Here is a 20,315-nt window from a genome sequence, read left to right as displayed (position 1 = left end):
GTACGTGTGTTGACTTGATAAATCTTCTTCAGGTTATTTTTTCATTTTATAGAAATTCTTAATACCTCTATAGTTCATATTTGAATTAGGTATTAAATCTGCTATATTTAAAGAAATAACTTAAAAACACATGGCAAGGCAATTTATAGTATCATTAGATCAAGGTACAACGAGCTCTAGAGCTTTATTGGTTGACCATGATGGAACTATTCAAGGAATGGTTCAAAAAGAATTTAAGCAGATATTTCCTAAATCTGGTTGGGTAGAACACGATCCAAAAGAAATATTATCCTCACAGTTAGAAGTTTTAAAAGAGCTTCTGGAAAAGGAAAAAGTGAAACCTACAGAAATAGTGGGTATTGGTATTACCAACCAGAGAGAAACTACTGTTGTCTGGGATAAAAACACCGGTGAGCCTGTATATAATGCAATTGTTTGGCAAGATAAACGAACAGCAAACATTTGCGAACACCTTAAAAAAATTGGATTAACAGAGCATGTTAAGAAGACCACGGGTTTAGTCATTGACTCTTATTTTTCTGGAACCAAGGTAAAATGGATACTTGATAATGTAGATGGCGCAAAAAAGAAAGCCCAAGCGGGTGATTTATTGATGGGCACTATAGATACTTGGTTGGTTTGGAATATGACGAAAGATCAAAAGCATTGTACCGATTATACCAATGCGTCAAGAACCATGATTTATGATATTGTAAATCTAAAATGGGACGATAAAATGTTAAAGGTTCTTGAGATACCAAAATCTATGTTGCCAGAAGTAAAGCCATCTTCGGCTCATTTTGGCGATTACGAAATTGATGGTATAAAGATTCCTATTGCAGGTATTGCCGGGGATCAACAAGCGGCTCTTTTTGGTCAAGCTTGTTTTAAGAAGGGCACTGCAAAAAACACATACGGCACAGGTTGTTTTATGTTGATGAATACCGGAGAAAAACCACAGTTTTCTAAAAACGGACTTTTAACTACGATTGCCTACGGTTTAGATGGTAAGGTTAATTATGCTTTAGAAGGCAGTATTTTCATTGCAGGGGCGGCTATACAATGGTTAAGAGATGGTTTAGAGCTTATAGAAGATGCAAATGAAACGGAGGAACTGGCTAACTCTATTGAAGGTGAAAATCCTGTTTATGTAGTTCCTGCATTTGCAGGCTTAGGAGCACCCTACTGGGATATGTATGCAAGAGGTGCCGTTTTCGGGTTAACTAGGGATACAGGCAAAGCACATTTAGCAAAGGCAACTTTAGAAGCGTTGGCATATCAGACCAAAGATATTTTAAAAGCAATGGAAGATGATTCTGGTATTCAACTTAAAAACCTTCGTGTAGATGGTGGTGCATGTGCCAACAATCATTTAATGCAATTTCAAGCCGATATTTTGGATTCTGAAGTTCATAGACCAGAGATAATTGAATCTACAGCCATGGGAGCTGCATTTCTTGCAGGAATACAAGTAGGTTTTTGGAAGCAATCGGATATTGATGAAAGCAGACCAATGGACAGAATCTTTAAACCAACTTTTGATAGGGTAAAAAGAAAGCGTCTGTATAAAAAATGGCAGAAAGCGGTAGAACGCACCAAAGGATGGGAAGACGAAGAATTGTAGACGAATCAATTTTACAATTTTTTAATTCTTTAGAGCATAGAATAGGAGGTAATGGGCTTTAACTTTGCTTTATTTATATAAGTACCTTTTAAATAACTAAATAGATCGCTACTGATGAAATATATAAAATTCACCAATTTGGAACGCCAAAAAACAATAGATAATCTAAAATCTGAAGATTTTGATTTAGTGGTTATTGGTGGTGGAATTACTGGAGGTGGAATAGCATTAGACGCCGCATCTCGCGGATTAAAGGTCGCTTTGCTGGAAAAAGGTGATTTTGCTTCTGGTACTAGTAGTAAGTCAACCAAATTAATTCATGGTGGTCTTCGTTATTTAAAACAGTTCGATTTTTGGTTGGTAAAAGAAGTAGGTTCTGAACGTGCAATTGTACATAAATTAGCGCCACATTTGGTATTGCCAGAGAAGATGTTATTACCGTTAATTGAAAATGGCTCTTATGGTAAATGGTTAACATCTATTGGTCTTAAAGTTTATGATATTCTGGCTCAGGTATCTGGAGACGATAAACGAAAAATGATAGAAAAGAAGGAGGCTATGAAGTTGGAGCCTTTATTACCTAAGAAAATTTTAAACGGTGCGGGATATTATGCCGAATACAGAACGGATGACGCCCGTTTAACTATTGAAAACATTAAAACAAGTTTGTTATTTGGAGCACAGGCGTTAAATTATGCCAAAGTGAACGCGTTTATATATGAAAATGAGAAAGTTGCCGGAGTAAAAGCAACAGATGAGGTTACAGGTCAAGAATTTACGATTAAATCTAAATACGTAATCAGTGCAGCTGGCCCATGGGTAGATGATTTAAGAAGTTTAAACAATTCTAAAAAAGGGAAACAACTTCATTTAACCAAAGGTGTGCATTTGGTATTCCCTTATGAGAAATTACCGGTTAAACAATCTGTGTATTTTGATATTCCAGACGGTAGAATGATGTTTGCTATACCTAGAGGTAAAATCACCTATGTTGGTACTACAGATACAAACTATAATGATAATAAAGACAAGGTAACAACAAATATAGCCGATGCCATCTATTTAATTTCAGCGGTGAATAACATGTTTCCAGATATTAATTTAGAGTTAGATGATATTGTTTCTTCTTGGGCAGGTTTACGTCCTTTAATACATGAAGAAGGTAAATCTGCTTCAGAATTATCAAGAAAAGACGAGATTTTTGTATCAGACTCGGGCTTAATAAGTATTGCAGGTGGTAAGTTAACAGGTTACCGTAAAATGGCGGAAAGAGTGGTAGACCGTATTGCTAAAAAGATGGAGGATGAGCATGATATTGAATTAAAAGATTGCTACACCGAGAAGATATTTTTAAGTGGAAATGATAATTTCAAGAAATTTAAACACGTTAAAAAATACATTGATCAGGTGTATAGTGAAATTAAAGAAGAAGGTTTTACCAAACATGATGCTTGGTTTTTAGTAACTAATTATGGTAAACAAACCTCTAAGATCCTTGAAACTTACGCTACATTAGTTGACGAAGATAAATATGTTCGTTTAGCTAAGGCAGAATTAGCATTTGGTATTGATTATGAAATGGTACAGAACCCAATGGACTTCTTTATAAGAAGAACGGGTAGATTATATTTCGATATTGACAGTATAAGAACTCTTATGGAGCCTATATTAGCAGAATTTAAACTTAGATTTGGCGTCGACGATGCTAGAGTTGAAGAATGGAGAACAACTCTTAATGCTGAACTAAAAGAACATTCAGATTTTTCTTTAGAAAGACCTTAATCTAGTTTGTCGGTTAAATCGTGGAAAACCTTTTTAGGATTCTTATTTTCATAGAGAACTTTATAGACAGCATCTATAATAGGTGTTTTAACCTTTTTGCTGAAGTTTTCTTTAATGTTATAAGCGCTTTTTGCTGCGTAATATCCTTCAGCGATCATACTCATTTCCATTTGTGCACTTTTTACCGTGTACCCTTTACCTATCATATTGCCGAACATTCTGTTTCGGCTAAAAATGGAGTATCCTGTAACCAATAAATCCCCTAAGTAGGCAGATTTATTAATGTTACGATCCAGGTTATGAATACGTTTAGTGTATCGCTTCATTTCACGAATTGCATTGCTCATCAATACACTTTGAAAATTATCTCCATATCCCAGACCATGGGCAATTCCAGCTGCAATAGCATATATATTTTTTAGCATTGCGGCATATTCTGTACCAATGATATCCTTACTAATATTCGTTTTAATGTAATTACTTGATAAGTTTTTCGCTATCAGTTGGGCTTTTTCTTTATCTGCACATGCAATCGTTAAATATGAAAGGCGTTCCATAGCAACTTCTTCTGCATGGCATGGACCGGTAATAACACCAATGTGATCAAATGGTATTTTAAAAACTTCATGAAAATGCTCGCCAACTATTAATCCAGATTCAGGTACGATACCCTTAATAGCGGAAAAAATAATTTTGTCTTTTAGTGAAGAGGTTAAATTTTCTAATTCACCTACTAAAAAGGCAGAAGGAATTGCAAAAATCAAAACATCTGCATTGTCGACTGCTTCATTGATATCACTGGTTAAGAGTAATTGCTCAGGTTTAAATTCAACCGAAGTAAGGTAATTTGGATTGTGTTTTTGAGTTTTTATATGTTCAATAGCATCGGTATTTCTCATATACCAACCTACTTGTTTTTGGTTGTTGGTCAACATCTTAACAATAGCCGTAGCCCAACTTCCACCTCCTAAAACCGCAAATTTCGCATCCTTGTTCATGGTGTAAATTTACCAAATATTTAGATGCTCATAATATGATTAGTATCAGTCTTATTTAAATTTTGGCATAGAGATTGTTTCTAGGTAGATAATCTTTTAAATCAAATCATATGAAAACAATAAAACTACTCACAGGATATTTCCTTTTGGCCACTTTAATGGTTTCTTGTTATACAGAGGTAATTATTGAAGATGATTTTATAGAAGAGTCAGCTTTTAATACAGATCAAGTTTTGCAAAGCTATGACCTTTGGTATGTAGATATCAATGCAACACGTGGTAATGGTGAGGTTCCTTTTTTACAAAGGGCGTTTACGGTTTCTTTTGATCGCGGCGTATTATATGCTAATAATAACATTGTTGGTATAGGTAAAACAGGTGGTGGCTATGGTATTGATGTAGGTACTTATGGTACCCTAAGAGGTACAGTAGATATAGATCATGATATTGACGGGTCTTGGTTTTTAGAAGTTTACGCGGTTAATAATAATACCATTGAGTTGTATGATGCCAGTACAGATACTTCTTATTATTTGAAAGGGTACCAGATTAATAATTTTGATTATAACACGGTATTCTATGATAATATCAACTACTTCATACAAGAGTATGATGCTTGGGAGAAAATCTATACCAGTGAAACAGGTGCATTAAATGATTTTGATAATGAAAATTACCTACAGTTTTTACCACGTTTTTTCAGGTCTTCTTTAGATGCCCCAAATACGAATATTTCTTATTTACAATGGGATTTTGAAGGTGATTACCAAGTGTACAATATACAGGGTGATAATTCATTGAAAACATTGACTTTAGACTATAATTTTATGGGTGATGATTATTTTGAACTATATGTAATAAACGATAGCACTATAGAATTATATCACCCAGATAGTGGAACTACTTACGAATTTAAAGGAAGGGGTTACCAAGAGTATTTGAAGTCTAGTAAAAGTGCAGAGAGTAAAAAGAGAAGTAAATCTTCTAACCCAACAATGAATGTTGAAAGGAAGAAAGCAAAATAGTTTTTAAGTTGATTGTCTTAAGAATGCCCTATTCAATTTGAATAGGGCATTTTTTTTAAGTATCAGATTTAACATCTTCCATAATTATAGCATCAATATCTATTTGGTCTTCTGAATGTAAAACGGAAATATCTCCAGTTGTTTCAAATATGACTGCCTTTACTTGGGATAGTTGTAAAACATTAGCCTCTCGTAACTTCCCCATTAAATCAGCTTGACTTACCAAAGCTTTATTTAAATTTTCTCTAAGAATAACACCATTCTTCATTAATAAAATGGGAGTGTTTGTTATAACTTTTTGAGCCGTATCAGAAGATGATAGTATTTTTGCGAATATGGCTTGTAATCCTGCCAATAGGGCAAGAGAGACAATTGCAGGCATCAAACTAGAAACAGGTTTGTTTACTGCATCAGCAAGAATAGACCCCATTGCAATAGTAACGGCAAAATCGAAACTTGTCATTTTTGCAAATGTTCTTTTACCGGTTACTCTAGTAACGAACATAATATATAAATAGATGAAAACAGCCGCAATACACATTTGTAAAACGGTTTTCAAAGAAAGTGGATCAAAGATTTCCATGGTTGTTTTTTAGAAACTAAACAGTGTCGCAAATGTGCTATGCTGTACAGATTAATAATATTTTTCTAAAAATAATATGGTCTCACTTTATAAGTTTCCTCTATTGCCTATAATGATGCTTCATTTAACTGGTGTGCAATCTTTTTTTGAACGCAGATGGATTTTCCCCTGTTACTTTCTTAAATGTTCTATTGAAATAAGAAAGACTTTCAAAACCACATTCAAAGCATGTTTCAGTTACATTTTTTCCAGTAAGTAACATGCGTTTAGACTGGCTAATACGATATTGATTTAAGAATTCTATAAAAGTACTGCCGGTAGCTTTTTTAAAATATCGGCAGAACGCTGGTTTCGTTAAATTACAGAATTTAGCAACTTCATCTACAGAAATTTTACCTTGGTAACGTTCATCAATTAGTGCATAAATATCACGTATTCTGCTTTGCTCTTTTTTACTGTATCTATTTTTATAAGGCTTCTTATGAAGTAATTCGAACTCATTGCTTTGCGACAATCTTTTAAGAATACTCATAATAGCCATAAAATATTCAAAAGGTTTAAGAGTGTGCAGTTCCTTTAATAAATTACCCACTTCTTTCTTTGTTTCGCCATGAAATGCAATTCCGTAGCGTGATAAATCTAATAATCTATTTAGGCTTTGTAATTCTGGTAAAGGGTCTACAAATGTGTTCTTAAAACTGGGTTTAATATGTAAAACTTCTTTACGATAATCTGTATTGACGCCATAGTCGAAATTTAAGTGGGGAATATTAGATCCAATAAGAACTAAGTCTGTTTCTTCGAATTCAGAAATGTGGTCGCCAACATGTCTAGTTCCATTTGCATTCTCAATATATACTAGCTCATATTCTGGATGAAAATGCCAAAAGAAAAGATGGCTCAACTTGGGGTCGTGCAAAAGTCTGAACGGACTTTTAGAGTTAGAATCGATGGTTTCTAGTTCAATCTTCATTCGATAAATGTAACAAAATTGCAGATAATTTATGTGTTTAGGGTTTTATAAATCAATATTGTTCAAATTATGGTCAATATTACGGTGGTTTAAGTTGCTAAGACTCAATAGTTTTGATATGAACAATAACTTAAATCAAACATTATGAAACAGACTAAAAATATTGTAGAGCAAGGTAATAAAGCACACAAAGATATTCCAGGAAATCCATCTACCGCAACTAGTAGTAAACAAAAATTAAATGATCGTTCTAATGGAAATTCACTTCGTGTACTCAGCGAAGAGGATTGGAAATTTTGGATAGAGAACGGATACATTGTCATTAAAAATGCAGTGCCTTTAGACCAGGCAAAAGCAACCGCTGATTTTCTTTGGGAATTTGATGAAAAGAATCCTACAGATTCTTCAACATGGTACGCGCCACCAAGAGCAGAAATGCAAATGAAAGAATTAACTGGAACAGGTATGGTTGAGGTTTACAACCATCAACATTTATGGAACAATAGACAAATGCAAAGAGTATATGATGCATTTGTAGATGTATGGGGAACAGAAAAGTTATGGGTGACCATTGATCGAGCTAATCTCAATTTTCCATTACCTAAGGGAGTAGAAAAGAAAGGATTTATTCATTGGGATTATGATCCGGAAACCAAACCACAAAACGTTCAAGGAGTATTGGCATTGGCTGATCAAGATGATGAGAATATGGGTGGCTTTCAATGTATACCATGGTTGTACCGCAATTATGATTCTTGGAAATTATCACAACCAGATGATAGAGACCGTTTTCAACCTTCTTTAGATGGTTTGGAAGATAAAATTGTAAAAGTAAAAATGAATGCGGGAGATTTATTGATTTTCAATAGTACCCAACCACATGGTATAAGACCTAATAAATCTGAAGATAAAGTTAGGATAGCACAGTACATTTCAATGATGCCAGCTGAGCCAGAAAATGAAGAAATGCGTAATTGGAGAGTCAACTCTTGGAAGAACAAAATCGCCCCTGAAGGGTATGCATTTCCGGGTGATCCGCGTAAATGGGAACAAACCAAATATGAAACTGCTAAACTATCACCGTTAGGAGAAAGATTATTGGGATTAAAAGACTGGTAGACAGATAATTTGGTAATAATTAGCAGGTTTGTGGTGAGGCCAGTAAATATTACTATTTTTGCGCCCTTTAAAGTTAGAGGAACATGGCGAAGGTTTTCAATTTATTCGATTTCAATCAGAAGGTAGATTATAAAAATGAAATTTTAGCGGGCTTAACGGTCGCTATGACAATGATTCCAGAATCATTGATGTTTGCAATTCTTGCAGGATTTTCACCATTAGTAGGTTTGTATGGTGCTTTTATAATGGGATTGGTTACTGCAATTTTTGGTGGTAGACCAGGATTAATTTCTGGTGGAGCAGGTGCGACCGTGGTTGTACTAATGGCACTAATGAATTCTCACGGTCTAGAATACGTTTTTGCAGCAGTTGCTTTGGCAGGTGTATTTCAGTTGATTGTAGGTTTTTTAAAGCTTGGTAAGTTTATTCGTTTGGTACCACAGCCCGTTATGTTTGGGTTTGTTAATGGTTTGGCCATTATTATTTTTATGGCCCAAATGGACCAATTTAAGGTAGGCGTAGGAGATGCTGCAGTTTGGCTTACCGGTTCTGCCATGTACACTATGGTAGGCTTGGTGTTATTTACAATTGCAATAATTGTTTTTGTTCCTAGAATTACCAAAGCAGTCCCAGCTTCATTAATAGGGATTATTGTGGTTTTTATAGTGGTGTATTTTTTAAATATTGATACCAAACAAGTAGTGGATATCATCAATCAAGACACGCTACCTGGAGAAGAACTAAAGTCGCTTAGTGGGTCTTTACCCTCTTTTCATATACCAACTATTCCTTTTACATTAGAAGCCTTTAAAATTATTTTACCGTACGGATTAATAATGGCAGCAGTTGGACTTACAGAAGGATTGCTTACGTTAAACTTGGTAGATGAGATTACTGGTACAAAAGGTAATAGTAACAGAGAGTGTTTGGCTCAAGGAGGAGCAAATATATTGAATGGATTTTTTGGAGGAATGGGTGGTTGTCCAATGATTGCACAAACATTGGTTAATCTATCCGCTGGTTCAAGAGCTCGGTTGTCTGGTATAATTGCTGCGTTAACTATATTGTTAATAATATTGTTTGGAGCACCTGTAATAGAACTTGTTCCTATAGCTGCATTAGTAGGGGTTATGGTCATGGTATCGGTAGGTACATTTGAATGGGCAAGTTTTAAAGCTTTTAGAAGAATGCCTAAATCAGATATTTTTGTAATGATTTTGGTAACTTTAATTACGGTTATTTTACACAATTTAGCGTTGGCAGTTTTGATAGGAGTAATAATTTCAGCATTAGTATTTGCTTGGGAAAGTGCTAAAAGAATTAGAGCTAGAAAATACGTTGATGAATTTGGTGTTAAGCATTATGAAATCTACGGACCTTTATTCTTCGGTTCTACAACACTTTTTAATGAAAAATTCGATGTTCAAGGAGATCCAAATGAAGTAATTATCGATTTTAAAGAAAGCCGTATTGCTGATATGAGTGGTATAGAAGCCTTGAATAAAATTACAGAACGATATGCCAAAGTCGGTAAAAAACTTCATCTACGTCATTTAAGTAAAGACTGCATTCGTTTATTAGCTGATGCTGAAGAAATTATTGAGGTAAATGTTATGGAAGACCCAACATATAAGGTTATGGTAAACAAGCCTCTTTCTAAAACAAAAGATGCCGAAACCAAAAACCCATTTAAACTTTGGGGTTTATAGAAGACCTTACTTAAGGTATTGTTGTTACTTAAAATTGATAGATAGCGTAAAAGATTCCTAAAACAATAGCTAGAGAAAGTATATAAAAACCTATTTCTTGTATGTTATCTTTTTTGGCTTGAGCTCTTATTTTGTCACGTACTACTTTACGCTCAAGATCGGTTAGTTCTTTAAAGTGAAGTTTTGTTTCTTGTGAGTAGTCAATATAATCTTTACGTAATTCTCTAAAGCTTCTACTTTTCTTAAGTAAAAGCCTATTTGACTTTAAAACTTGTGTTGCATGCCCTGAGAATCCCATCGTCATATCTTTCTTATATGTAGAGAATTTGGAGGTTTTGTTACATAAAATCTTATCTATTTTAATATATGGGTGCTACTTATAAGATTCTAAATTATCAAGGATAGCATATCTTTTTTAGCCATTTATACCATGTAGGATTGACTAATAATAAAAAGAGATAGTAGTAGGAATATTGCTGCGGGCATTGACTGTTTTAGTGAATCTTTAATCTTTACATGCATTAATATGGCACCTACCATTAGTATTGCCATTAAACCGGCAGAAGGTAGGGTTAACATAGGTGCCCAGATTGAAACTATTAAGCCTAGAGCACTAAGTACTTTTAAGGCGCCAATAAAATACATAGTAGATTCTGATAATCCATAAGCGGCGAATTCTTCTTTCATTGAAGAAGCGTCACCTCCTCTGTACATTGTTTTCTTATTAAAGCGAAAAAACCACACATTAATTATTGATATGAAGATAATTACTTTGGCTAGAATACTGATATAATCCATTTTGTTTAATATATTTGAAATAAAATTAAACAAAATATTTTAAACTTGGATATGTTATTTACAAATTTTAAAGAATACATGTGGTTGACCAAGGCGATTATCATATTTTCGGGAGTATCATTTCTGTTTTTTGGAATCAGTTGTTTGTTCTCGAATTTTATGGTTCTAGAGTTTAAAAGATATGATTTAGAGAAATTTAGAGTTTTGGTAGGTCTACTTCAATTATTAGGCTCGTTAGGTCTTTTTCTTGGTTTTTTTTCAAAAAATTGGGCAATATTAGCAAGTTTAGGTTTGGCGGTTTTAATGGCTATTGGGTTTATGGTAAGAGTTAAAATTAAAGACCCATTTATATTATCTTTTCCTTCTTTATTTTATGCTGTCTTAAACATGATATTGTTTGTAATTTTATTTCGATTTGAAAATGAATGATTTTAATGGTATAGAAATTATTTACCTTGATAATTCATTAAGAAACTTTAAAATTTAAAGTATGGAAGTTAATGTTCTAAATACCAAATTAATAGCCTGTTGTTACGAGCCACTAACTGGTTTTTATCGTGACGGTTTCTGCAAAACAGGACTAGAAGATAGCGGCACACATACAGTATGCGCCGTTATGACCAAAGAATTTTTAGAATACTCAAAAAATCAAGGAAATGATTTAATCACTCCGTTGTCCATGTATAATTTTCCAGGTCTAAAAGCAGGTGATAAATGGTGTTTATGTGCTAAACGTTGGTTACAAGCTTATAAAGCTGGTGTTGCTCCTGCTGTAGTTTTAGAAGCTACCCATAAAAAGACCTTAGATTATATTGATTTTACATCACTTTTAGAGGCTAAGTTCTAATCATTTAATAAAGCAATTTTTGTTACGACATAGGTGTTGCGCGTAAAAATTGTTCTTATTTTTAAAGGATGAAATATAAAGCCATAGTAGTAGTCTTAATAACTATTACCACATTATGTATTATAAACAGCTGTAAAGTGGAAGAAGTTAAAAATGAAGAGGTACTATTCGTAGGAACCTATACAGATGGTGATAGTGAAGGAATCTATAGATTTAATTTCAATCTAGATACCGGGGAATTAAAAAATAAAGTAGTAGCTGCAAAAATTAAGAATCCTTCTTATATAGCATTTTCTACAAACGGAAGTTCTTTATATGCCGTAAGCGAGGTAAATGATTTCAAAAAGGATGATGGTTCAATTACCACATTTACAGTTAAAGATACAGCCCTTGTTAAGGTTAATGAACAGTCTACTTATGGTGCTAATCCATGTTATGTTGGTGTTAGTGAAAATGGAAAATTAGTTGCCGTTGCCAATTACACCGGCGGAAATGTAGCGATTTATAATGCTTTAAAAGATGGGAGTCTTAAACCGTCTCCTCAAGTAATTGATCATAAGCATATAGATACAAGTAAAACGGCACACGCTCACATGGCATCGTTTTTAAATGATGAATTAATTGTGTCAGACTTGGGGTTAGACAGAATAAAAAAATACAGTGAATTGAATGGAAAATTCGTTGCAAGTAACCAGAAAGAATTGGTGGTTGCCGAAGGTGCTGGGCCAAGACATTTTGTAACTTCTGCTAACGGAGAATATCTTTATGTTATTAATGAGTTGAATTCTACCATTACCGTATTTAAAAAAGATGGAGATAAATATTATGGTATTGAAACCCTTGATACGGTAGCGTCAGATTTTGAAGGTGATAGCTATGGCGCAGATCTTCATTTATCTCCAGATGGTAAATTTTTATATGGTACCAACAGAGGTGAGAATACTGTAGTAATTTTTAAAATAGATGATACTACAGGAAAATTAAAATTGTTGGGCAGAGAGTCTGTAAAAGGAGATTGGCCCAGAAATTTCACTATTGATCCTTCAGGAAAATATGTACTGGTAGCAAATCAACGAAGCAACAATATTGTTGTTTTTAAAAGGGATACAGAGAATGGAACCCTAGGTTTTGTAAGCCAGGTTGATTTGCCTAGTCCAGTATGCTTAAAATTTTACTAGTTAGATTTAATGACCTGTAGTAAGTCGTTTTTTGGAACTACTCCAGACTGTCTCCAGACTTGCTTGCCATCTTTGAACAAAATCATAGTAGGCACACCCCTAACTTGATATTGAGAGGCTAATGCTTGGTTTTTATCTACATCAATTTTAACGACTTTAATAGCGTCGCCTAAGTCTCCCTTTACTTCCTTTAAAATAGGAGCAAGCGTTTTACATGGTCCACACCAATCAGCAAAAAAGTCTACTAAAACTGGAGTTTCCCCTTTTATTATTTCAGAAAATGATGATTTCATATCTTTTGATTTATCAGTTTTATATTAGTTTTAAAATTAACAAGCTCCAGTACTAGGGTCGCAGCTGTCTCCTATACCTATAATTTTTAAAGGAGCCACTTGTTGAAAAGCTTCTAAAAAGGCAGCTGGTGGTTGTGCACCACTAATACCAAATTTATCATTGATTATAAAAAATGGAACGCTATTAACACCACGTTGTTGGTAATGTGCAATTTCTTGTTTTACCGCATATGCGATAGCGTCATCATTAAGTATATTCTGTGTTTTTTCAGCAGACCATTCATATTCTGACATGATGGAACTTAAAACATCAACATCGTTTAAAATAAGATTTTCATCAAAATAAGCTTTCATAAAACGTTCTTTCAATTCATCTTTAAATCCTTCTTCACCTGCAATATGTAATAGTTGATGTAATGGTAAGGTATTTACGGCCAACCATTTGTTACCAAAATTAAAAGTAATACCTTCTTCTTTCCCACTTTCTATTAAGCGGTTTGTCATTTCAAGAGGACCGTCAAGACTTCCAAATTTGTTGGTTAAGTATGTGTCTCTATCCAATCCTTCTTTTGGAATATTAGGGTCTAATTGAAAAGGATGCCACTCTATTTCTATTTCGGCACCATCCCACTGCGCTATTGCTTTCTCTAATCTCTTCTTACCAACATAACACCAAGGGCAAGCTACATCAGAAACTATATCTATTTTTATTTTATCGTTTTGCATATCTCGATCATTTCATATTACCCCTACTTGGTCGTAAAAAGTGGTGAAAACATACTTTTTATAAAGATAATGGGAGTTGCTTAAAAAAAGAAAACCCTTTCATAAATATGAAAGGGTTTTCGGTATTAGGTTGGCGTTTTAATTTAGAGTGTACGTAAGTATTCTGCTAAGTTACGCGCCTCTTCTTCATTTAAATTTTGATTAAGCATAATAGCATTGTTGTATTCTTTCAATAATGCCTTTGCAATTGGATCTTCTTTCAACATTTTATCAGGATTGATAATCATGTTCATAACCCATTCTGGACTTCTACGCTCGTAAACCCCTTTTAATGCAGGTCCGATCATACGTTGTTCTGCCATATGACAAGCAGTACAAATTGCCTGAAATTTTTCTTTACCGGCAGCAGCCATTTCCTCGTTTATAGTATCGTCAAATTTGACACTAGTTATAGGACCAACACCTTTATTATCTAAATCTACTGGTACACTTTGGCTTGCTGTTTCAGCTTTAACTTCTTTTTTGGTTCTGTTCATTTCAAAACCTTCTTTTTTCTCTTCTTTCTTTTCTCCGCAGCTGATAATCAATGTGCTAAGAGCTAATAAAGTGAATAATTTGCGCATACCTTTTTTATATTTTAAATGTTGTCTATCAAATGAGCGACTAATATATGAATTTTTGCGGGGTTGCAGTATATTTTAATAATGTTGTATTATGGATTTTCACCAATAATAGTAAGCAATTAACAAATTTGTGATATCAATTTATATCTGTTCTATTTAAGAGGCTTGTTTTAGGCGAGATTCTCTAAAAATTCTAATGTACGGCGTTCTGCATAAGTAAAGTTGTTGCTGCCATAAAAACCAACATGGCCCCCATATTTTGGTGTTTCTAGATAAAGGTTTCTGTGGTGTTTTGCAATTTCTATAGGGTAACATTCAGATCCTAAAAAAGAATCGTTTAGAGCATTGATAATTAGCGTTGGGACCGTAATATTTTCTAAAAATTGAAGACTACTGCTCTTTGTGTAATAATCCATTGCATCTTTAAAGCCATGAGCCCTACTCGTATAAATGTCGTCAAAGTCTTTAAGAGTTTTAATATTATCAATATCGGTATCAGAGATATTATCAGGGAAGAGCTCTTGTTTTAGTTTTAGCTTATCAATAAGGTTTCCTCTGAATCTTCTAGCATACAATGCATTTTTAAATTGAAGTAACTGGTGAAGTGAATCTGCTAATTGACAAGGAACGGAAATAGCAACCGCGCCTTTAATTTCTTTAGGTAATTGTCTTTCTTCACCTAGGTACTTTAGTAACAGATTACCACCAAGACTGAAACCGTGTAAATAAATGTTAGTGTATTCATCTAATTGTAATACATGTTCAATGACCGCTTGTAAATCTTCGGTGGCACCAGAATGGTAAGAGCGAAAGAGCTTATTTGCAGTACCACTACATCCTCTTAAGTTTATAGCGCAAACATCAAAGCCAGATTGTGTCAATAATTTAGCACTTCCCTTTATATATGCCCGTTTTGTACTACCCTCTAAACCATGAATTATTATTACCAGTTTGTTTGAAGGAGATTTTCCATAACTCCAGTCGGTGTCTAAAAAGTCAGAATCGGGCAAAGTAATACGAATGCGTATTTGTTCTAGATTTTCAACCTTTCTTACCAGTCCAGAATATATGGTAGACAGGTGTCCGTTTTTAAAAAATAAAGGCGGGTTGTATGAAGAATCTATTAAAGGCATCTTTATATAAAAGCTAAATTTCTGAATTTACTTTGGGTAAGTTTCCAATACTTTTATTTGTTCTTCAACGGCTTCCTTAAATTCAGTTTTTAAATGGGATACCAATTCGGTTACCGAGGTAGAATCATTAATAAGAGCGGAACCTTGCCCAGCCGACCAAATGGTTTTCCATGCTTTAGCCTCAGTATCCAGCTCTTTTCCAAAATCTATTTTTACATCTTTTTTTAAATCGTCTTCCGTAATACCTGCAGCTTTTAAGCTGGCACTAAGGAAATTGGCATGTACCCCAGAAATAGAAGCGGTATAAACCACATCGCTAGCACCGGCATCAATAATCATTTGGCGATATTCTGGTGTGGCTTTACTTTCATTGGTATTAATAAAGCGAGTTCCCATATATGCTAAATCCGCGCCCATTTGTAATGCAGAGGCAATATCTCTACCAGTACTTATGCAACCAGAAAGTAGAATAGTTTTATGGAAAAATTTCTTTATTTCTGCAACTAATGGCATTGGGTTAATGTTACCCGCATGACCTCCGGCACCAGCTGCAACAAGAATTAATCCGTCAACACCAGCTTCTGCCGCCTTTTCTGCGTGACGTTTTTTAATAACATCGTGAAAAACCAGTCCGCCATAACTATGAATAGTATCTACAACTTGTGAAACTGCACCTAGTGAAGTAATAATTAACGGTACCTTATGTTTTACACAAATTTTAATATCAGCTTCTAATCTTGGGTTTGTTGCGTGCACAATTAGATTTACACCAAACGGTGCAGCTTTTTTACCTGTTTCTTCTTCAAACGTTTTTAAGGCAGATTTAATTTCAATAACCCATTCCTCAAATCCTTCAGTTGAACGTTGGTTCAAAGCAGGAAAAGTACCGACAATACCATTTTTACAGCATTCAATGACCAACTGTGGTCCAGAAATTAAAAACATTGGAGCTGCAACTATTGGTAATGATAATTCTTTTATGAAAGCAGGTTTTGTTGACATAACAATATGAATTTTGAAAGAGACTTAAAAATAACTATAAAAAACGGTGTTCTTTATTTCTTAGATTTCAAAACTATGTTATTTTTATGGGGTATTATGCATGCATAACAAAAAATATAAATATGTACTTTAAAGATTTTGAGATACGATGGAGCGATGTTGATGCAAACCGTCACTTGGCCAATTCGGCATATATTAACTTTATGAGCCATACGCGTATGGCTTTTTTAATAGAGCAAGGTTTTGATCATAAGACAATGGCTGCCCATGAAATAGGACCTGTGGTGTTTTATGAGCATGTATATTATTTTAAAGAAGCATTTCCTGGCAAGCCAATAAAAGTTTCTTTAGAAATTATGGGTTTAAGCGAAGATGGAATGTTTTTTGAGTTTCATCATAATTTTTATAATCATAAAGGCGAGAATATAGCCCGTTGCGAAATGATGGGTGCGTGGATAGATTTAAAAGCTAGAAAGCTTACAGGCTTAACTAATGATTTACTTAGTAAGTTCAGTGCGCTAGAAAAAGCAGATGGTTTTAAGGTGCTTACAAAAGAAGATTCTAGAAAATTCGCGAGAGTTCCTAAAAATTTATAGGAATTGGAATGTTAAAAAGGTTATTTTTAAGTAACAAATTATAATGAATTAATGGTTAGCCTACCAGAAGAAGTATTTCAAGAGACATACGGTAAAGTTAAAAAGTTGATTGTCACCAAGAAATTGGCGCCTGGTCAGCTAATAACTGAACATAGGCTATCGCACACCTTAAATATTAAAGACGATACCATACCAGTTGTGCTGCTTCAGCTAAAACAAGAGAATCTACTGGTAGGGAGTTTGGACAGTGGTCTTCTGGTTAGGGAATTGTGTGAACAAGAGATTGCAGAAATGTTTGATTGTAGAATAGCGTTGGAAACAATGACGGTAAAATTATTTACCCGTAACGCGCCACAATCTAAAATTGATGACTTAAGGAATCTTCTTGTTCCATTTGAAAATGGTCCAAAAAACAACTACGTTTTCTATAAGATAGATAGATATTTTCATGAGTTTATTGCTAAAAATTGTGGTAATAGAACATTATACCAGCTTTTTAAATCTGCAAAAATCTTATCATTCATGGATCTTGTGGGTTTAAATAGACCTTTGAATGAAATTATGAAAGAACATCTTAATTTGGTGTCAGCTATGCATCAACGAGATGAGGAACAAGCTGTAAAAATAATATCACTTCATTTAGAAAACGCTAAAAAATCACATCTTTAAATTTCTTGAACTTGTCGCTTTGGTCTTTTACTAGAAAGGTAAACACCAACTAAAACAAAACAACCAGCTACAATTTTAATAGTTGTGATTGTATCTTGTCCCGTTAATACGGCATAAAATATTCCTACTAAAGGCTGAACATAAACAAAAGCACTTAGCGTGGAAGCTTTTAATTGGGTTAAGGCAAAAATATTAAATAGGTATGTACAAAATGTAGTTCCTAGAATTACAAAGCCAATACCAAAATAAGCTTCAGGGGGTAATGTATTCCATGATATTTCCATAAATTCTTCATACCCGAACGGTAAACAAATAAGTACACCTAATGAGAATAGCCATTTCATGAAAGTGAATGGGTGGTATTTGGAAATTAGTACTTTGACTAAAACAAGGTAGGAGCCGTAGAATACAGAATTCATAAATATCAAGAAATTCCCAAGAGGAATATTTGGGGCGTCTTGCCTAACTTCAGTTCCAAATAATATTAAACCTAGAGCCCCAAGAAGTCCTATGGCAATACCTAGAACTTTTCTGCCTGAAATCTTTTCTTTTAAAATTACAGCCGATAGTATTAAGACTACGATAGGTACAGTGGTTATTAATACGGCACTATTAATAGGGGTAGAAAGTGATAACCCTTTAAAAAAAACCAACATATTCATTGCCATGCCTAATAAAGCACAGATGAGCATACGTAGATAATCTTTAGGATCAATACGTTCTTTTGGCCCTAAAGGTGAAATCAGCCAAAATAAAATAGCGGCACCTGTTACCCTAAGGATAATGAAACCAAAAGGTTGAACATAATGTGGCATTATCCCTTTAGCGATAGTGTGGTTTACCCCATAGATGGTAGTTGCTCCTAAGGCAGCAAGTATGGCGAGTAGTCTTTTGTTCACGAGTGAATTGCCATTTTAGCGGCTTCAACCACTTTTTTACTGTTCCCAATAAAAATTTGGTTTTCTACAATAATAACAGGTCGTTTTAAAAAGGTGTATTGTTCTAAAATTAGGTCTTTGAAATCTGCTTCTGTAAGATTTTGTTCTTTTAAGTTTCTCTCACGGTATAAAACTGCTCTTTTGCTGAATAAAGATTCATAGCTATTAGAAAGGCTATGCATTTGCTCTAATTGAGAAGCGGTAATCGGTTCTGTTTTTATATCCTGTAATTCGAAATCAGTAAGTGGTTGTAATTCTTTAATAATCCTCTGGCAGGTAGAACAAGTACTTAAATGGTATATTTTTTTCATGCTTTTGGATATTTTATTAAGTGTATTTAATACTATAGATGATTAAAACACTCGTTTTTGAAAAACGATGTTAGGAGTACAAAGAAACTTAAATATCATTTAATGTGCTACTTTTACAATGCATTTAAATGTGAAATGATGACAGAGAATATTTTTGAAGTAATGTTACAAAATCGTAGAAATCTACATGCGATATTGACAAAAACACCAAAAGAAAAATTACTTAAAATACCAGAAGGATTTAATAATAATGTTTATTGGAATATTGCGCATACCGTAGTTACACAACAAATTCTAATATATAAATTCAGTGGTTTACAAATGCGTGTGCCAGATGATTTGATTTCGAAATTTAGTAAAGGAACTGTTCCAGATGGTACTGCCTCAGATGAGGAAATCATGAAGGTTGCAGATTTTTTGATTTCAACGGCAGAATGGCTTATTGAAGATTATAATACTGCGCTTTTTCAAACTTTTAATGAGTATACCACAAGTGCTCGTGTAACCCTTAGAAATGTAGAGGATGCCATAGCTTTTAATTTATTTCATGAAGGATTACATATTGGGCAAATATCTTTGTTGCTAAAGCAGTAGTGCTACAGTTTTTGTGGAAAGTTTAAAAAGGGATTTGCATCTGTGTAGGGTATGGTCAAAATAATTGGACCATCTGCAAAAGATGCTATTTCGTATGGTTCATAGAATAGAATTAATCCGTTTTCAGTATATCCAATATTATCGGGTAAATAAAAACTTTCAGTTTCAAACATAAAACCAGTATCGTTAATAGAGCCTGTTGCAGGTATATTTTCTTGTTTTCTAAATAAGGTTTCGGCAAAAGATTTGAAACCATCTATGTCTTTGAATAAGTTTTCTTGGTATAATTCTGAGCCCTTTACTTTGTCAAAGTTTAAATAGCGGTTAGTGCCGTAGCCATGTGCTCCACCGGTATAAATATATGTTTGTATTTCAATGGTAATTATTTCTTCATTTTCGTGGGTAATAGTGCCTTCGATATTAGCTTCCCATGGCATAGATTCCTCAGGAAATTTTCCGTTTAGTTCTTCGTAATCAAAAACGAAAGCTTTTTTAGCATCTTCAAGATTTTGGGCATTGCTTTCTTCATCAAAATTTAACAAAGCTATTATTTCTCCTTCTAAAGCAGAATTAATGGTTTCACTTAGTTTGGTATTGCCTTTAGCAGTAGGGATTTCTATGGTTACCGTAGTACAGTTTTCACAAGAATCAGTAGCTATTGTTAGTGGTTCAAAAGAAAGAGTGTTCTTATTATTGCAGGCAAAAAGAAGAATACAGATGATAAGGCAGGTAAACTTGGACTTCATGGAAAAATTAGATTTAGTGTAAAAATACAGCTTCATTGTATACCCCAA

The 20,315-nt window shown here is 34.0% G+C and carries 24 protein-coding genes; 11 read left to right on the top strand and 13 right to left on the bottom strand.

All coding sequences use genetic code 11. The features are described 5' to 3' along the window. Positions 1-130 precede the first annotated feature (130 nt). Positions 131-1,624, top strand: coding sequence for a glycerol kinase GlpK (glpK, locus tag BM296_RS02530; protein WP_091901215.1), 1,494 nt, complete (start codon positions 131-133; stop codon positions 1,622-1,624). A gap of 114 nt (positions 1,625-1,738) precedes the next feature. After that, positions 1,739-3,406, top strand: a complete 1,668-nt coding sequence (locus BM296_RS02525) for a glycerol-3-phosphate dehydrogenase/oxidase (RefSeq protein WP_091901213.1) — start codon at positions 1,739-1,741, stop codon at positions 3,404-3,406. Here BM296_RS02525 and BM296_RS02520 read toward each other — a convergent pair. Next, complete coding sequence (locus BM296_RS02520; RefSeq protein ID WP_027065732.1) at positions 3,403-4,404, bottom strand: NAD(P)H-dependent glycerol-3-phosphate dehydrogenase; 1,002 nt, start codon at positions 4,402-4,404, stop codon at positions 3,403-3,405. The genes BM296_RS02525 and BM296_RS02520 overlap by 4 nt on opposite strands. Before the next feature lie 110 nt (positions 4,405-4,514). Between BM296_RS02520 and BM296_RS02515 the strand changes: the two genes are divergently transcribed. Then, positions 4,515-5,429, top strand: a complete 915-nt coding sequence (locus BM296_RS02515) for a hypothetical protein (RefSeq protein ID WP_027065733.1) — start codon at positions 4,515-4,517, stop codon at positions 5,427-5,429. A gap of 55 nt (positions 5,430-5,484) precedes the next feature. On the opposite strand, the gene BM296_RS02510 is transcribed toward BM296_RS02515, so the two are convergent. Next, positions 5,485-6,012, bottom strand: a complete 528-nt coding sequence (locus BM296_RS02510; RefSeq protein ID WP_027065734.1) for a DUF421 domain-containing protein — start codon at positions 6,010-6,012, stop codon at positions 5,485-5,487. Between the two features lie 124 nt (positions 6,013-6,136). Next, complete coding sequence (locus BM296_RS02505; protein ID WP_091901211.1) at positions 6,137-6,985, bottom strand: AraC family transcriptional regulator; 849 nt, start codon at positions 6,983-6,985, stop codon at positions 6,137-6,139. Positions 6,986-7,129: 144 nt separating this feature from the next. Here BM296_RS02505 and BM296_RS02500 point away from each other — a divergent pair, with 144 nt between their 5' ends. Together BM296_RS02500 and BM296_RS02495 are read left to right on the top strand one after the other, a co-directional pair. Then, positions 7,130-8,104, top strand: coding sequence for a phytanoyl-CoA dioxygenase family protein (locus BM296_RS02500; RefSeq protein ID WP_091901209.1), 975 nt, complete (start codon positions 7,130-7,132; stop codon positions 8,102-8,104). Between the two features lie 83 nt (positions 8,105-8,187). Continuing rightward, positions 8,188-9,813, top strand: a complete 1,626-nt coding sequence (locus BM296_RS02495; RefSeq protein WP_091901207.1) for a SulP family inorganic anion transporter — start codon at positions 8,188-8,190, stop codon at positions 9,811-9,813. A 28-nt stretch (positions 9,814-9,841) separates the two neighbouring features. On the opposite strand, the gene BM296_RS02490 is transcribed toward BM296_RS02495, so the two are convergent. Then, positions 9,842-10,111, bottom strand: a complete 270-nt coding sequence (locus BM296_RS02490; protein WP_091901205.1) for a hypothetical protein — start codon at positions 10,109-10,111, stop codon at positions 9,842-9,844. Positions 10,112-10,236: 125 nt separating this feature from the next. Continuing rightward, the gene (locus BM296_RS02485; protein ID WP_091901203.1) at positions 10,237-10,611 is read right to left on the bottom strand and encodes a DoxX family protein; all 375 of its coding nucleotides are present in this window, start codon (positions 10,609-10,611) and stop codon (positions 10,237-10,239) included. A gap of 51 nt (positions 10,612-10,662) precedes the next feature. Between BM296_RS02485 and BM296_RS02480 the strand changes: the two genes are divergently transcribed. From BM296_RS02480 to BM296_RS02470, 3 genes are all read left to right on the top strand, one after another. Next, positions 10,663-11,040, top strand: a complete 378-nt coding sequence (locus BM296_RS02480) for a DoxX family protein (RefSeq protein WP_245786957.1) — start codon at positions 10,663-10,665, stop codon at positions 11,038-11,040. A gap of 61 nt (positions 11,041-11,101) precedes the next feature. Further along, entirely contained in the window at positions 11,102-11,458 is a 357-nt protein-coding gene (locus tag BM296_RS02475; RefSeq protein ID WP_091901201.1) for a DUF2237 family protein, read from the top strand. A 68-nt stretch (positions 11,459-11,526) separates the two neighbouring features. Continuing rightward, entirely contained in the window at positions 11,527-12,636 is a 1,110-nt protein-coding gene (locus BM296_RS02470) for a lactonase family protein (protein ID WP_091901199.1), read from the top strand. Here BM296_RS02470 and trxA read toward each other — a convergent pair. The 5 genes from trxA to BM296_RS02445 form a co-directional block, all read right to left on the bottom strand. Further along, complete coding sequence (gene trxA, locus BM296_RS02465) at positions 12,633-12,929, bottom strand: thioredoxin (RefSeq protein ID WP_027065741.1); 297 nt, start codon at positions 12,927-12,929, stop codon at positions 12,633-12,635. The genes BM296_RS02470 and trxA overlap by 4 nt on opposite strands. Before the next feature lie 36 nt (positions 12,930-12,965). Then, a complete protein-coding gene (locus BM296_RS02460; RefSeq protein ID WP_091901197.1) occupies positions 12,966-13,655 on the bottom strand; it encodes a DsbA family oxidoreductase in 690 nt (229 codons plus the stop codon). Positions 13,656-13,798: 143 nt separating this feature from the next. After that, positions 13,799-14,278 (bottom strand): c-type cytochrome, encoded by a 480-nt coding sequence (locus tag BM296_RS02455; protein ID WP_027065743.1) that lies wholly within the window; start codon positions 14,276-14,278, stop codon positions 13,799-13,801. Positions 14,279-14,448: 170 nt separating this feature from the next. Next, positions 14,449-15,411, bottom strand: a complete 963-nt coding sequence (locus tag BM296_RS02450) for a YheT family hydrolase (RefSeq protein ID WP_091901195.1) — start codon at positions 15,409-15,411, stop codon at positions 14,449-14,451. A gap of 27 nt (positions 15,412-15,438) precedes the next feature. Next, a complete protein-coding gene (locus BM296_RS02445; RefSeq protein WP_027065745.1) occupies positions 15,439-16,413 on the bottom strand; it encodes an NAD(P)H-dependent flavin oxidoreductase in 975 nt (324 codons plus the stop codon). 122 nt (positions 16,414-16,535) lie between these two features. Between BM296_RS02445 and BM296_RS02440 the strand changes: the two genes are divergently transcribed. After that, positions 16,536-17,009 carry an acyl-CoA thioesterase gene (locus BM296_RS02440; protein WP_091901193.1) on the top strand — a complete coding sequence of 158 codons (474 nt, stop codon included), beginning with the start codon at positions 16,536-16,538 and terminating at the stop codon, positions 17,007-17,009. Positions 17,010-17,060: 51 nt separating this feature from the next. Continuing rightward, complete coding sequence (locus BM296_RS02435) at positions 17,061-17,678, top strand: GntR family transcriptional regulator (protein ID WP_027065747.1); 618 nt, start codon at positions 17,061-17,063, stop codon at positions 17,676-17,678. Here the strand turns inward: BM296_RS02435 and BM296_RS02430 are convergent. Both BM296_RS02430 and BM296_RS02425 read right to left on the bottom strand, forming a co-directional pair. Further along, positions 17,675-18,577 (bottom strand): DMT family transporter, encoded by a 903-nt coding sequence (locus tag BM296_RS02430; protein ID WP_091901192.1) that lies wholly within the window; start codon positions 18,575-18,577, stop codon positions 17,675-17,677. The two genes, BM296_RS02435 and BM296_RS02430, sit on opposite strands and share 4 nt — an antisense overlap. Next, positions 18,574-18,927 carry an arsenate reductase family protein gene (locus BM296_RS02425; protein ID WP_027065749.1) on the bottom strand — a complete coding sequence of 118 codons (354 nt, stop codon included), beginning with the start codon at positions 18,925-18,927 and terminating at the stop codon, positions 18,574-18,576. The genes BM296_RS02430 and BM296_RS02425 overlap by 4 nt, the downstream gene beginning before the upstream one ends. Positions 18,928-19,029: 102 nt before the next feature. Between BM296_RS02425 and BM296_RS02420 the strand changes: the two genes are divergently transcribed. Next, positions 19,030-19,521 carry a DinB family protein gene (locus BM296_RS02420; RefSeq protein ID WP_231500519.1) on the top strand — a complete coding sequence of 164 codons (492 nt, stop codon included), beginning with the start codon at positions 19,030-19,032 and terminating at the stop codon, positions 19,519-19,521. Between the two features lie 2 nt (positions 19,522-19,523). Here BM296_RS02420 and BM296_RS02415 read toward each other — a convergent pair whose 3' ends face one another. Then, positions 19,524-20,267, bottom strand: coding sequence for a PdaC/RsiV family protein (locus BM296_RS02415; RefSeq protein WP_091901190.1), 744 nt, complete (start codon positions 20,265-20,267; stop codon positions 19,524-19,526). Positions 20,268-20,315: the final 48 nt, after the last annotated feature.

The sequence above is a fragment of the Maribacter stanieri genome (genome assembly GCF_900112245.1).
GTDB lineage: Bacteria > Bacteroidota > Bacteroidia > Flavobacteriales > Flavobacteriaceae > Maribacter > Maribacter stanieri.
This window is presented reverse-complemented; position numbering and strand designations above follow the sequence as displayed.